At 69.1% G+C, this 13,926-nt stretch carries 10 protein-coding genes; 7 read left to right on the forward strand and 3 right to left on the reverse strand.

Annotated elements, in window-relative coordinates:
- Positions 1–394: 394 nt before the first annotated feature.
- Entirely contained in the window at positions 395–955 is a 561-nt protein-coding gene (locus tag AB3X08_RS19615; protein ID WP_369934514.1) for a PadR family transcriptional regulator, read from the forward strand.
- Positions 956–1,038: 83 nt separating this feature from the next.
- Positions 1,039–1,830, forward strand: coding sequence for a siderophore-interacting protein (locus tag AB3X08_RS19620; RefSeq protein ID WP_369934515.1), 792 nt, complete (start codon positions 1,039–1,041; stop codon positions 1,828–1,830).
- A gap of 940 nt (positions 1,831–2,770) precedes the next feature.
- Here AB3X08_RS19620 and AB3X08_RS19625 read toward each other — a convergent pair.
- Together AB3X08_RS19625 and AB3X08_RS19630 are read right to left on the reverse strand one after the other, a co-directional pair.
- A complete protein-coding gene (locus tag AB3X08_RS19625) occupies positions 2,771–3,409 on the reverse strand; it encodes a YceI family protein (RefSeq protein WP_184413065.1) in 639 nt (212 codons plus the stop codon).
- 82 nt (positions 3,410–3,491) lie between these two features.
- Positions 3,492–4,082 (reverse strand): malonic semialdehyde reductase, encoded by a 591-nt coding sequence (locus AB3X08_RS19630; RefSeq protein WP_369934517.1) that lies wholly within the window; start codon positions 4,080–4,082, stop codon positions 3,492–3,494.
- A gap of 130 nt (positions 4,083–4,212) precedes the next feature.
- Between AB3X08_RS19630 and AB3X08_RS19635 the strand changes: the two genes are divergently transcribed.
- The 5 genes from AB3X08_RS19635 to AB3X08_RS19655 all read left to right on the forward strand — a co-directional run bounded on the left by AB3X08_RS19635 (position 4,213) and on the right by AB3X08_RS19655 (position 10,356).
- Positions 4,213–5,184, forward strand: a complete 972-nt coding sequence (locus AB3X08_RS19635) for a mitochondrial fission ELM1 family protein (RefSeq protein WP_369934518.1) — start codon at positions 4,213–4,215, stop codon at positions 5,182–5,184.
- A gap of 270 nt (positions 5,185–5,454) precedes the next feature.
- Entirely contained in the window at positions 5,455–7,776 is a 2,322-nt protein-coding gene (locus tag AB3X08_RS19640; RefSeq protein WP_369934520.1) for a TonB-dependent receptor, read from the forward strand.
- A gap of 41 nt (positions 7,777–7,817) precedes the next feature.
- Positions 7,818–8,930, forward strand: a complete 1,113-nt coding sequence (locus AB3X08_RS19645; protein ID WP_369934522.1) for a glycerophosphodiester phosphodiesterase — start codon at positions 7,818–7,820, stop codon at positions 8,928–8,930.
- Positions 8,931–9,236: 306 nt separating this feature from the next.
- Positions 9,237–9,719 carry a queuosine precursor transporter gene (locus tag AB3X08_RS19650; protein ID WP_369938588.1) on the forward strand — a complete coding sequence of 161 codons (483 nt, stop codon included), beginning with the start codon at positions 9,237–9,239 and terminating at the stop codon, positions 9,717–9,719.
- A gap of 109 nt (positions 9,720–9,828) precedes the next feature.
- Positions 9,829–10,356, forward strand: a complete 528-nt coding sequence (locus tag AB3X08_RS19655) for a hypothetical protein (RefSeq protein ID WP_369934523.1) — start codon at positions 9,829–9,831, stop codon at positions 10,354–10,356.
- Positions 10,357–10,372: 16 nt separating this feature from the next.
- Here the strand turns inward: AB3X08_RS19655 and glnE are convergent, their stop codons facing one another.
- Positions 10,373–13,210 carry a bifunctional [glutamate--ammonia ligase]-adenylyl-L-tyrosine phosphorylase/[glutamate--ammonia-ligase] adenylyltransferase gene (gene glnE / locus AB3X08_RS19660; protein ID WP_369934524.1) on the reverse strand — a complete coding sequence of 946 codons (2,838 nt, stop codon included), beginning with the start codon at positions 13,208–13,210 and terminating at the stop codon, positions 10,373–10,375.
- Positions 13,211–13,926: the final 716 nt, after the last annotated feature.

Below are 13,926 nucleotides of genomic sequence, written 5' to 3' on the forward strand. Positions count from 1 at the left end.
GCGTTCGAGGCGCTCTGAAATGGCAAAGGCGCATTGGCGATTTGAACTCGGTGGCGTTGTGGCCGCGTTTCCCGTCGATGCCTTGGCATCATGGCCGCTTCGTTCTTCTGTCGCGGCTGAAGCCGCTCCTACACCATGCGCGCCGTGCTCCTGTAGGAGCGGCTTCAGCCGCGACAGAAGAACAACACGCCATCGACACACGCAGCGTGCAGCTTCCGGACTGAAGTGATTTTAGAGGTGCCCTGAAGTCGCGACGCGACCTACCCAGAGCCCCCTCGCAACACGCCGCGCCGCTGAACCATCCCCCACCCCCACCCACACAAGCCCAACCAACAACCTTGCCCATCACCCAAATTAGATATATCTTTTCGCAACAATTAGACATATCGAAACGATGCCCCGCCCGACCGACCCCAGCCACCGCCGCCCGCACCGCCTGTTCGACGAGGACAGCGCCGGCCGCGGCCCGCACGGCCGCGGCGGCGGACGCGGCAGCCGCCCGCTCGGCCATGGCGACCTGCGCTTGCTGCTGCTGGCGATGATCGAAACCCAGCCGCGCCACGGCTACGAGCTGATCCGCGCGGTCGCCGATCTGTTCCATGGGCTGTACACGCCCAGCGCCGGCACCGTCTATCCCACCCTGGCGCAACTGGAAGCGCAGGGCCTGGTGCAGGCCGACGCCGGTGCCGCACGCAAGCGCTACGCGATCACCGCCGACGGTGTGGCCTTCGTGCAGGCGCAGCGCGCGCAGCTGGACGCGGCGGTGGAACGCACCCATCACAGTGCCCGCGCGCTGGTCCGCGCGAATGTGCCGGCCCCGGTGCGCGAGGCGATGCGCCGGATCAAACACGGCCTGCTGGCCCGACACGGCCGCTGGACCGAGGCGGAGATCGAACGCGTCGCGCACTTGCTGGCGCAGGCCGCCGACGGCATGGAACGCGACGGCGATGGCTGAGCGCTGCCCATGCGCCTTTGCCACAACACCATCCTCTCCGCTGGCGCAACGCGCCGCCCTCATTTCCCCAAGGACTTTTCCGCATGAACACCCATGAACACCGTCTGCTGCGCCATCCGCTGCGGATCCGCCACCTGCAGGTCGTGCGCACCCAACCGCTGACCCCGCACATGCGCCGCATCGTGGTCGGCGGCGCGGAGCTGGACGGCTTCGTCAGCGCCAGGCCCGACGACCACGTCAAACTGTTCTTCCCCAACGCCGATGGCGTCTTCGTGTTGCCGACGATGACCGACAACGGCCCGGTCTACCCGGCCGACGCCGCACCCTCGCCCGCGCGCGACTACACCCCGCGCCATTACGACGCGGCGGCGCAGGAACTGACCCTGGATTTCGTGCTGCACGGCGACGGCCCGGCCTGCCGCTGGGCGGCGCAGGCCAACCCGGGCGACACGCTGGTGGTCGGCGGCCCGCGCGGCTCGTTCGTGGCTGCAGACGACTACGCCACCTACGTGCTGATCGGCGACGAGACCGCGCTGCCGGCGATCGGCCGCTGGCTGGAGGCATTGCCGGCCGGCGCGCAGGTGGAGGCCTTGATCGAGATCCCCGGCTTCGCCGACCGGCAGACATTGCCGTCGCGCGCGCAGGTGCGCATCACCTGGCTGGAACGCAACGGCGTGCCCGTGCTCGGCAGCCAGTTGCTGGAGGACGCGCTGCGCGATTTCGAAGTGCCGGATGGCGATGCGTTCTACTGGATCGCTTGCGAATCGGCGCGCGCGCGGATGATGCGCAAGTTCGTGGAAGGCCGGCTCAATGTGCCGAAGGAGTGGATCCGCGCGACGGGATATTGGAAGTCCGGGCGCGAGGAGGAGGCTTAGGCTGCGGGCGTGCTGGCTTGGCGCTCAAGCGGTCGCGTCGGAGGTTTTTTGCCGACGTCGGCGGTAGCTAATGTAGGAGCGGCTTCAGCCGCGACACTTCACTTGGTTCGAGCGATCCGGCCGCTTCATTCTCCTGTCGCGGCTGAAGCCGCTCCTACACGAGCGCATGGCGATGCGGACACCATGGATCTCGCGTCGGGACTGAAGTCCCTCCCACAAAAAGCGTGCTTCCCTTGCGGGCTCCTTGTAGGAGCGGCTTCAGCCGCGACACTTCACTTGGTTCGAGCGATCCCGCCGCTTCATTCTCCTGTCGCGGCTGAAGCCGCTCCTACACAAGCGCATGGCGATGCGGACACCATGGATCTCGCGTCGGGACTGAAGTCCCTCCCACAAAAAGCGTGCTTCCTTGCGGGCTCCTTGTAGGAGCGGCTTCAGCCGCGACACTTCACTTGGTTCGAGCGATCCAGCCGCTTCATTCTCCTGTCGCGGCTGAAGCCGCTCCTACACAAGCGCTTGGCGATGTGGGGGCCATGGGGTCTCGCGTTGGGATTGAAGTCCCTCCCACAAAGCATGCTTCCCTTGCGGGCTCCTTGTAGGAGCGGCTTCAGCCGCGACACTTCACTTGGTTCGAGCGATCCGGCCGCTTCATTCTCCTGTCGCGGCTGAAGCCGCTCCTACATGAGCGCTTGGAGATGCCGGCACTATGCGTCATGCGGTGGGACTGAATCCCTCGCGCAAAACGCATCGCCCCTTGTGGGAGGGACTTCAGTCCCGACTGCAAGCAGCTGAACACTCGCGGCTGCGCGGCATCGCGACCATGCCAGCGGCGCCGACCTGCCGCGCGACGACGACACAAACGAAAACGCCCGCCGAATGGCGGGCGTTTCCCTCGACAGCGGCGGCCCCTTTCGGGCCGCCGCCTCCACCGCAGAGCGCAGGCTTACTTCGCGTCCTGCAGCGCCTCGGTGGTGATGCGGATCTTGACCTCGTCGCTGACGTTCGGCACGTAGGCGCCCAGGCCGAAGTCGCTGCGCTTGATCGTGGTGCTGGCGTCGAAGCCCAGCGCCGGCACCTTCTTCATCGGGTGCGGACCGGCACCGTTGAGCGTCACCGCCAGCACGACCGGCTTGGTGATGCCCTTGATGGTCAGGTCGCCGGCCACGCTCAGCTTGTTGGTGCCGGCGGCGGTCACCTTGGTGCTCTTGAAGGTGGCGGTCGGGAACTTGGCGGCGTCGAAGAAATCGGCGCTCTTCAGGTGTTCGTCGAACTTGGCGGTGAAGCTGTTGAGGCCCGACAGCGGCAGGGTCACCTGGACGCTGGACTTGCCCACGTTCTCGGCGTTGTACACCAGCGTGCCGTCGACGTCGCCGAAGTGCGCGGTGGGATTGGAGAAGCCGAGGTGGTTCCACTGCACCAGCACGTCGGTGTGCGACGGGTCGAGCTTGTAGGTGCCGGTGGTGCCCTTGATCGCGGTGGCGGCCGCGGCGGCCGGCGCGGCGAAGGCGGTGGTGGCGGGCTGGGCGACGACGACGGCCAGCGCCAGGGCGAGCGGAAGCAGCAGTTTGCGGGTCTTGTTCATGGGCGGAGCTCCTGAAGAAATCGGTGGTTGGGAAACTGCGGCAAGCGCAGGCACAGCGATGTAAAGGTGAAACGCAAACGGCTTACTCGATGCGCGCAGCCTCGTCGAAACTCAGCCGCGGCAGGCGCGGGAACAGGCCGGCAGGATCGCCATAGCCCAGGTTGACCAGGAAGTTGGACTTGATCGCGGTGCCGGCGAAGAAGGCGTCATCGACCTTGGCGTTGTCGAAGCCGGACATCGGGCCGGCATCCAGGCCCAGCGAACGCGCGGCCAGGATCAGGTAGGCGCCCTGCAGCGTGCCGTTGCGGAACGCCGACTCGCGGCGGCCTTCGCGCGGGCCGTCGAACCAGCTCTTGGCGTCGGCATGCGGGAACAGATACGGCAGCTTCTCGTGGAAGTCCTCGTCGTGGGCGACGATCACCGTCACCGGCGCGGCCAGGGTCTTGGCCAGGTTGCCTTCGGACAGCGCCGGCTTGAGTTTCTCCTTGCCCGCCGCCGAGGTCACGAACACGAACCGCGCCGGGCTGCCGTTGGCCGCGGTCGGGCCCCACTTCAGCAGGTCGTACAGGGCGCGCAGGGTGTCTTCGCCAACGGGCGTGTCGCGGAAGGCGTTCTGGGTGCGGGCGGTACGGAACAGTTGATCCAGGGCGGCATCGTGCAGAGCGTCGGACATGCGGGAGTACCTTTTGTCGTCGGGGGAAGGCCGATGCCCCTAGGGTGGGCGGTTTCGGCGCAAGGCGGCCAGTGTAGAGTGGCACGATAGCCGCAACACCCAGCCGCCATGCAACGGATTACTACCAAACGTGAAACGATCGGGCGTGCCTTGGGCGATTAGCGACGGCCGCGCCGGCAACGCGCGCCAGGCGGAGGCGCTCGCCGCGGCGCTGGCTGGGCCCACCCTATCGCCCACCGCGGCGTTGGTGCTGCACCCGCACACGCCCTGGCGCTGGCTGGCGCCGCGGCGGTTGCCCGGTGCAGCGCAGGCCTATGGCCCCGCCTTCGCCGAAGTGCTGCGGCAACCGCCCACGCTGGCGATCGGCTGCGGCCGCCAGGCGGCGCTGGCGACGCGGCTGCTGCGCGCACGCGGCAGCGCCGTGGTGCAGGTGCTGGATCCGCGCCTGTCGCCGCGACACTGGGACGTGGTGGTGGTGCCCGAACACGATCGCCTGCGCGGCGACAACGTGCTCACCCTGCTCGGCAGCCTGCATCCGATCGACGATGCCTGGCTGGCCGCCGGACGCGCGGCGTTCCCGCACTTCGGCGCGCTGCCGTCGCCGCGCACCGCGTTGCTGGTCGGCGGCCCCGCCGCGCTTGCGCCGTGGACCGCCGATGCGGCGGCAGCGATGTTCGGACACTTGGCGGCGCAGTTGCGCGACACCGGCGGCAGCGTGCTCGCCAGCGCCTCGCGACGCACGCCGCCGGCCGTGGCCGCCGCGCTGCGTCACGCATTCGCCGGCGTGCCCGGGGTGGTCTGGTGCGGCGAAGGCGACGGTGCAAACCCCTACGCCGGCCTGCTGGGCTGGGCCGAGCGCATCGTGTGCACGCCCGATTCGGTGAACCTGCTGTCGGAAGCCTGCGCCACGCGGGTGCCGGTGGCGGTGGCGATGCCGACGTCCGCGCGCGGTCGCGCACGCGACTTCCATGCGGCGCTGCGCGCGCGTGGCCGCTTGCGTGAGGAGGGGCTGGGAGCAAGCGGCGGCGCCTGCGAGCCGTTGCGCGAAACCGCACGTATCGCGGCGCAGGTGCGCACGCTGCTGGGATTGGGCGGCGGGTAGCGCACGATGCGCTCGTCCGCGCGGCGAGTCATTCGATGCGGGTGGGTGCATGCGCTGTGGCAGAACGCAAGCGCATGCGCCGGAGATGGCAAACGCTGTCGCAATCGCGGCCGCTGTCACCGCAGTGTCAGCGTCGTTGCATCTGCCGTTAACAGTTCGGCAACACCCTGACACGGGAACCTGCACCGTCTCACGCCATCGCCACTGTCTGCGCATGCGCGCCCTGCGCCGGGCCGGTTCCCGCCTCCCCCGCTGCCATGGAATTGCAAGATGCCTCGTCCCTACCCGCTCGCCGCCGCGCTGGCGCTCGTTCTGTCGTCCTACGCCACCCACGTCGCCGCGGCGGATGCGGCCGCTGTCGATGCCGCTGCGGCCGACGCAGGCGCCGACGCTTCGGTGCGACAGCTCGATGCAGTGTCGGTGATCGGCCAGGGCGAGACCCGCCAGGTGCAGCGCATCACGCGCCAGGACGTGGCGGTGCTGCCCCCGGGCACCAGCATCCAGAAGCTGCTCAACCGCATTCCCGGCGTCAACGTGCAGTCCAACGACGCCTTCGGCGCCAACGAGGAATCGCAGACGGTGAGCCTGCGCGGCTTCAACGGCACGCGCCTGGGCTACACGCTCGACGGCCTGCCGCTGGGCGACAACGCCTACGGCAACTACAACGGCCTGAACATCAGCCGCGCGCTGATCGCCGAGAACTTCGGCGGCGTGGAGCTGGCCTCGGGCATCGGCAGCCTGGGCACGGCGTCCACCAGCAATCTCGGCGGCACCGTACAGTATTTCTCGGACGATCCGTCCACCGTAACCGGCGTGCGCCTGTCGCAGACGTTCGGCTCGGACCAGAACCGCCGCACCTACCTGCGCCTGGATACCGGCGAGCACAACGGCTTTTCGGCGTATCTGTCCGGCATCTACGCCAGCGCCGACATGTGGGCCCCGCCGGACTCGCCGACCCACACCGCGCAGTTCAACGGCAAGGGCGTGTACCAGTTCGAAGGCGGCAAGATCACCGCCTTCGTCGATACCTCGCGCACCTCGCAGGCCGACTACGCCTACCTGTCCAAGAGCGGCCTGCACCGCGGCCTGGGCTGGGACTGGAACCTGTACGCGCCGGACTGGCAGCGCGCGCTGGCCGCGGCCTACTGCGCGCCGGCTACCCGCGACGCCAGCCGCTGCGGCTACAGCGGCGGTGTGGACAATATCGACGACGCCTATTACCAGAGCCGCGCGCTGCGCAACGACGACCTGTATTACCTCGCCGGCGATTTCCAGCCGTCGGATGCGGTGAGCGTGCACACCCAGGTCTACCACCACGAAAACGAAGGCCAGGGCCACTGGTGGTCGCCGGGGCAGCCCTCCTACCCGGGCACGCCGCAGGCGCTGCCGATCTCGATCCGCAGCACCAACTACACCATCAACCGCACCGGCGGCATCGCCTCGCTGGGCTGGGACCTGGGCCCGCACCACCTGGAAGCCGGCGTGTGGTACGAGCGCAACAAGCACCACGTGGAGCGCAATTTCTACTGGATCGATGGCCCGATCGACGACGACATCTTCCTGAGCGATCCGAACCGTCGGCTGTTCTCGCAGGACTACACGATCACCACCAAGCAGGCCTATGTGCAGGGCACCTTCAAGCTGCTCGACGAGCGCCTGACCCTGGACGTGGGCGCGAAGAGCCCGCACACCACGATGACCGCGCGCGAGACGCCCGGGATCGCGGTCGAATCGCCGGTCGCCAATGGCGAGCTCAAGGCGAGCAAGGCGCTGCTGCCGCAGGCAGGCGTGCGCTATCGCCTGGCCGAAGGGCAGGAAGTGTTCGCCTCCTACGCCGAGAACATCGCCGCGTTCCAGGGCGGCGGCGCCAGCGGCCCGCTGCTGGTCACCCAGGCCTCGTTCGACGCCAGCGTCGGCGCGCTGGAGCCGGAGAAATCGAAGACCGTCGAAGCCGGCTACCGCCTGGTGCGCGACCAGTTCGAGGCCTCGCTGGTCGGCTACGACGTGACCTTCGACAACCGCCTGCTTTCGCTCAACCCCTGCCCGAGCATCCAGCAGGGCACCACGCCGGCATGCACCACGCGCTTCTTCAACGTCGGCTCGGTCAGCAGCCGCGGCGGCGAGCTGACCTTCATCTGGAAGCCGACCGCGCACCTGCAGTGGTACAACTCGGCCTCGATCAACCGCTCCACCTACGACGACAACTACGTGCAGAACGGCGTGGTCATCCCCACCGCCGGCAAGTACACGGTGGACACGCCCAAGCGCATGCTCACCAGCGAGATCAGCTGGAACTGGAACGGCTGGAACGCGAACCTGCGCGGCAAGTACACCGGCCAGCGCTACTACACCTACACCAACGACCAGGGCTTCGGCGGCTACACCGCGTTCGACGCCGGCACCGGCTACGACTTCGGCGCGGTGTCGTTCCTGCAGGACCTGAAGCTCTCGCTCAACGTGACCAACCTGACCGACAAGCGCTACGCCTCCAACCTCACTGCGTTCAGCAACAGCGATCCGAACGGGCGCTCGCTGGCCTTCCACGCCAGCGCGCCGCGGCAGGTGTTCTTGACCCTGGACGCGCGCTTCTGAACGCGCGCATCCTGCTCCCACCTGGCCGCCGAGCGCATGCGATGATGAAACCCATGGTCTGGATGCTGGGATGTTCGATGGCGCTGTCGTCGCTGACCGCCGCGGCCGACAACGCCGCGGCTCCGGGTGCGCAAAAGCCGCTGGTGATCGGTCACCGCGGCGCCAGCGCGCTGCGCCCCGAACACACGCTGGCCTCATATGCGAAGGCGATCGCCGACGGCGCCGACTTCATCGAGCCGGACCTGGTCTCGACCAAGGACGGCGCCTTGGTGGCGCGCCACGAGAACGAGATCGGCGCCACCACCGATGTCGCCGCGCATCCGGAATTCGCCGCGCGCAAGACGGCCAAGCAGATCGATGGGCAGCGCGTGGAAGGCTGGTTCACCGAAGACTTCACCCTGGCCGAACTGAAGACGCTGCGCGCGCGCGAGCGCCTGCCGCAATTGCGTGGCACCGCCTTCGACGGCCAGTTCCAGTTGCTCACCTTCGACGAGATCATCGATTTCGCCGCGGCCGAGTCGGCCGCGCGCGGGCGCCAGATCGGGCTGATTCCGGAGATCAAGCACGGCACTTATTTCCAGTCGCTGGGCCTGGCGATGGAAGACAAGGTGCTGGCCACGCTGGACGCGCATGCGTACACGCGCAGCGCGCCGGTGATCGTGCAGTCGTTCGAGATCGGCAACCTGCACTACCTGCACCGCCAGCTCGGCGATATCCATCCGAACGTACGCCTGGTGCAGTTGCTGGGCGATCCGAAGGAGCGCCCGGGCGACCAGCTGCGCGATGGCCCGACCTATGCGCAGATGGGCAGCGCGCAGGGCCTGCGCGCGATCGCCAAGTACGCGCAGCTGGTCAGCCCCAGCCTGCGCGCCATCGTTCCGCTCGATGCCGACGGCGCGCTGGCCGCGCCCACCGCCTTCGTCGCCGACGCGCATGCGGCCGGACTGCAGGTGGTGCCGTACACGTTCCGCCCGGAGAACTACTTCCTGCCCAAGCGGTTGCAGGACACCCGCGGCCCGGCGGCGGTGAATGCCGCCGGCAGCATCGCCGAGATGCGCGCGTTCATTGCAGCGGGCGTGGATGCCTTCTTCACCGACGACCCGGCGCTTGGCCGCGCGGCGGTGGATGGGACGGCGGCGCCGAGCGGGCGCTAACGCGTTGTGCAGGCCCACCCGCCATCGTGTGGGAGCAGAACACCGGCATGCTTGTCCTTGTAGGAGCGGCTTCAGCCGCGACAGAAACCCTCCGCAGCCAGAACCCTGTCGCGGCTGAAGCCGCTCCTACAGAAACGCATGGCGAACGGGAGACGGCCTGCAGCGCTGGCCGCAACACCACCGCGCCGCGATAATGCGCCGCCTGGTCCCGTCCGCCGTGCCGCATCCGTGCATCCGCCTTCCTCTCCCTCGTCCTCCGCGTTCGCTGCATTGACCCCGCGTGCCCTGCTGCTGGCGGTACTGGCGATGGGCGCGGTGGTGCTGCTGTCCAACGTGCTGGTGCAGTTCCCGATCAACGACTGGCTGACCTGGGGCGCCTTCAGCTATCCGCTGGCGTTTTTGGTCAGCAATCTGATCAATCGGCGCTTCGGCCCGCGCGCGGCGCGACGCGTGGCCTGGTGCGGCTTCGCGCTGGCGGTGCTGCTGTCGATCTGGATCGCCACGCCGCGCATCGCCGCCGCCTCGTGCCTGGCGTTCATCGCCGCGCAGTTGCTGGACATTGCCGTGTTCGACCGCCTGCGCCGCGGCCGCTGGTGGCGCGCGCCGATCGTGGCCACCACCTGCAGCGCGACGCTGGACACGACGATCTTCTGGTCGATCGCCTTCGCCGGCTCGGCGCTGCCGTGGGTCAGCTGGGCGGCCGGCGATCTGGCGGTGAAGCTGGGCATCGGCGTGTTCCTGCTGGCGCCGTTCCGCGCGCTGCTGTGGCGGATGGCACCGACACGCTGATCGCAGCCGGCCGGACCCGCATCCGCTTCACAGGCCGCCGCGCGCAGCGTTGAAGGAGGCGACACCGATGCCTCGCTGCATCGCCATCCTCCGCCATCAGGAGCGCGCCGTGCCTTTCAACATCGATCCCGACACCGCCCTGGCGGCCCTCGACAACACCTTGCTGCTGATGCGGCCGCCGGGTGCGCCGATCCCCACGTTGACGACACCTGCGGCGTCCTCCCCGCAATGGTCGTGCAACGACTTCGGGCCGACCCTGCTGCGCGAGGTCATCGGCGGCGGCGCCGAGCCGGCCTCGATGGAGTACAAGGCCGGCGACACGCCGTTGCCGAGCTTCGCCGACGGCGATTTCGTCAACATCGTGATGCAGGGCGATCCGTCGGGCCTGAACCACAATTTCAACATCCTGGTGTCCGCGCCGCAGATCTATCTGTTCGAAGCCTTCCTCGGGCACACGGTGCAGATCGTGCGCACGTTCGACGCCGCCGCGTTCCACGCGCAGTGGCGCGACCTCAGCGCCGGGCAGGCCGGCATCTGGAAATCCGCCTATCTGGCGCTGTTCGGCGTGGATCCGGACCGGGTCGCGGCGACCGGCGCCGATGCGGTCTGGTTCCAGTCGCAGTACGTGAGCGTGTGAGCGGCGACAGCGCCGGTCACGGCGCTGCCGCGGTGTCGCGCCCGTCCACGAACGCAAGCTGCAGCGCCGCCGCCGCATCGCGGATCGCCGCGCGCGCCGCGTCGAGCGCCGCGGTGCGCGCGGTCAAGCGCGGGCGCCGGTCCAGCGTGCAGGACAGGCCTGCGTCCACCAATGTGTCGTGCGCGACATGCAGGCGCTGCGCGCGCTCCGCGGCCACCCAGCCGCTGGCGGCCAGCGCGTCGATCAATGCGGGCGTCGTGCGCGGCACGGTCAGCTCGGGATGCTGCGCGGCGCCGAGCAGCACCCCGGCCTGCAGCAGGAATTCCAGGTCGACCAGGCCGCCGGCGCCCTGCTTCAGGTCGAAACGCGCGGCATCGCTGCGGTCCAGCTCGGCGCGCATGCGCGCGCGCATTTTCACCACGTCCTCGCGCAGCTGCGCCGCATCGCGCGGGCGCGCCAGGGTCTGCGCCCGCACCTGCTCGAAGTGCTGCAGCAACGCGGCATCGCCGGCCACGCCGCGCGCGCGCACCAGCGCCTGGTGTTCCCAGGTCCAGGCGCGCTCGCGCTGGTACTCGGTATAGCTGGCCAGCGACGATACCAGCGCGCCCTTGCCGCCGTCCGGGCGCAGGCGCACGTCGATGTCGTACAGGCGGCCGCCGCCGGTGACCGCACCGAGCAAGGCGATCACCTTCTGCGCCAGGCGCGCGAACCAGCGCCCGCTCTCCAGCGGACGCGGCCCGGTGGAGGCCTCCGCGCCGGCGGCATGGTCGTACAGGAACACCAGGTCCAGGTCCGAGCCGATGCCCAGTTCGATGCCGCCGAGGCTGCCGTAGCCGACGATCGCGAAGCTGCCGCCCGGCACTTCGCCATGGGCGGCGGCCAACTCGCCGCGGGCCAGGCGCAACACGGTCAACACCACCGCTTCGGCCAGTTCGGCGAGTTGGCGGGCGCTGTGCACCGCCGGTTGGCGCCGATCCAGCGCGGCCAACGCGATGCGGAAACTCAGTGCCTGGCGCGCTTCGTTGAGGCCGCGCAGGGCGGCTTCCGGATCGTCGCCGGCAGCGGCGACCGCGCTGTCGCACAGCCGCTGCATCGCCGTCCGATCCGGCATCGGCCCGGCAACGCGGCTGTCGAGCAGTTCGTCCAGCAGCAGCGGATACGCGACCAAACGTTCGGACAGGAACGCGCTGCGCGCCAGCACGTCGACCAACCGCGCCAGCGCGCTGGGCTGTTCGTCGAGCAAGGCCAGATAGCTGGCGCGGCGCAGGATCGCCTGCAGCAGGCCGAGCACGCGGTGCAACGCGGCATCGGCCTGCGGCGAACGCGCGGCGGCGTGCAGCAAGGCCGGCAGCACCCGATCCAGCCGCGCGCGCGCCGCGTCCGACAGCGTGCGCACGCCCAGCGATTGCACGAAGCCGCGCAGCGCCTGGTCGGCGCCCTCGGCATCGGCGAAGCCGGCGGCGGCCAACACCTGCGCGTCGGCGTCGTCCGGCAGGCCGCGCCAGTAGCTGGCCAGCGCATCCGGCGCCACGGCCTGTACCCGCGGCGCCAGCAACTCGGCGAATTCGGCGGCGACGCGGTCGCGCTGCACCTGCAACGCGGCATACAGCTGCGCCCAATCGGCATAGCCGAGACCGAGCGCGATGCGCGCGCGATCCAGCGGATCTTCCGGCAGCGCATGGGTCTGCGCGTCGCGCAGCATCTGCAGGCGGTTTTCGACCTGGCGCAGGAAGCGGTACGCGTGGGCCAGCGCCGCGCCATCCTCGGCCGCGACCTGGGCGCCGGCGACCAACGCCTGCAGCGCGGGCAACAGGCGGCGCTCGCGCAGCGCCGGTTCGCGGCCGCCGCGGATCAGTTGCAGCGACTGCACCAGGAATTCGATCTCGCGGATGCCGCCGGGACCGCGCTTGATGTCGTCGAGGCGATCGTGGCGCGCGACTTCGGCGGTGATCGCCGCCTTCATCTCGCGCAATCCATCCAGTGCGGTGAAGTCGAGGTAGCGCCGGTACACGAACGGGCGCAGCGTCTGCAGCCAGTCCTCGCCGGCGGCGATGTCGCCGGCCACCGCGCGCGCCTTCAGCCATGCATAGCGCTCCCAGTCGCGGCCCTCGCGCTGGAAGTAGTGGTCCATGCCGGCGAACGACAGCGCCACCCGCCCAGCCGTGCCGAACGGGCGCAGGCGCAGGTCCACGCGGTGTGAGAAACCATCGGCGGTGGTCTCGTCCAGCAGCCGCGCCAGGCGCTGGCCGAGGCGCGCGAAGTATTCCTCGGCGGCCAGCGCACGCGCGCCATCGGATTCGCCGCCCTGCGGATAGGCGTAGACCAGGTCCACGTCCGAGGAGAAGTTCAGCTCGCCGCCGCCGAGCTTGCCCAGGCCGAACACCACCAGCCGCTGCGCGCTGCCGTCGGCGGCACGGACCACGCCGTGGCGCGTGGCGAATTCGCCTTCCAGCGCCTGCAACGCGATGCCCAGGCAGGTCTCGGCCAACTGCGTGCTGCCGGCCAGGGTCGCATCGACATCGTCCAGGCCCAGCACGTCGCGCCACACCAGCCGCGCCGAGGCCGCCGCGCGATAGCGGCGCAGTTGCGCCGGCCACGCCGCCGGCTGCGCCGGATCCAGCTGCGGCACCGGCAGCGGCGGCGGATCGGGCTGCGCCAGGTGCTCGAGCAACGGCGGTTGCCGGCATAGCGTGTCGAGCAGGAAGTCGCTGGCGAGCACCGCGCGCTGCAGGTCGGCGTCGAAGCCCGGGCGATCGGGCCAGGGCCGCGCGCCGGTGGCCTGGCGCAAACGCGCCAGGTTGCGGTCGAGCAAGGGTTGCAGCGTGTCGGGGACAAGCGGGGAAGATGCGGGCATCCGTCGATTCTGGCATCCCGGCGCGCCGGCAGACAGAGGCCGCACTGCGCATCCACGAGGCGATCGGCCGAGCCGCAGGCAGAATCAGGCGATGGCGCGTCGTACACGATGGCCGACCACGCCTGGCGCCTTGCGAAAGCGCGGCCTGAAAAGTCGACGCGGTGCTCTGGGTTAACCAAACTCCAGGCAAAAAAAAGCCCGCTTGCAGCGAACTGCCAGCGGGCCTTGCTCCCTCCCCCACGTCGGGATGCAGGTTGATCTTGGGCGCTTTTTTTGCACATTGCACGCTGCACTGCAAAATGAAACCGGGCGGTACATTCTGCTGCGATGCAGTATGCGGCGACGTCCTGTCTTCACAGCCTCAGGTCCTTATACAACGTGCCCTGCACCTGGCGCGTAAACCTCGCCGTCCCACCTGAGCGTGTCGGATGTGCTTGGCGAAACGATCGCCACATGCTGCCCAGCCCGCAGGTTACGGCATCGATCCGTGCGGGATGCGATGGGCAAAAGACGCATTGGCGGTGGACTCGGTGGCGCTGCGGCCGCGCTTTTCATGGGCGTCTTGCATCACGGCCACTTCGTCCTCCTGTCGCGGCTGAAGCCGCTCCTACACATGCGCGCCGTGCTCTTGTAGGAGCGGCTTCAGCCACGACAGGAAAAAGGAACACGCCATCGCCAAGCGCAGCGTGCAGCTTCCAGATGGAGGTATTAAAGGT

It is taken from the genome of Xanthomonas sp. DAR 34887 (assembly GCF_041245805.1).
In the GTDB taxonomy this organism is placed as follows: Bacteria; Pseudomonadota; Gammaproteobacteria; order Xanthomonadales; family Xanthomonadaceae; genus Xanthomonas_A; species Xanthomonas_A tesorieronis.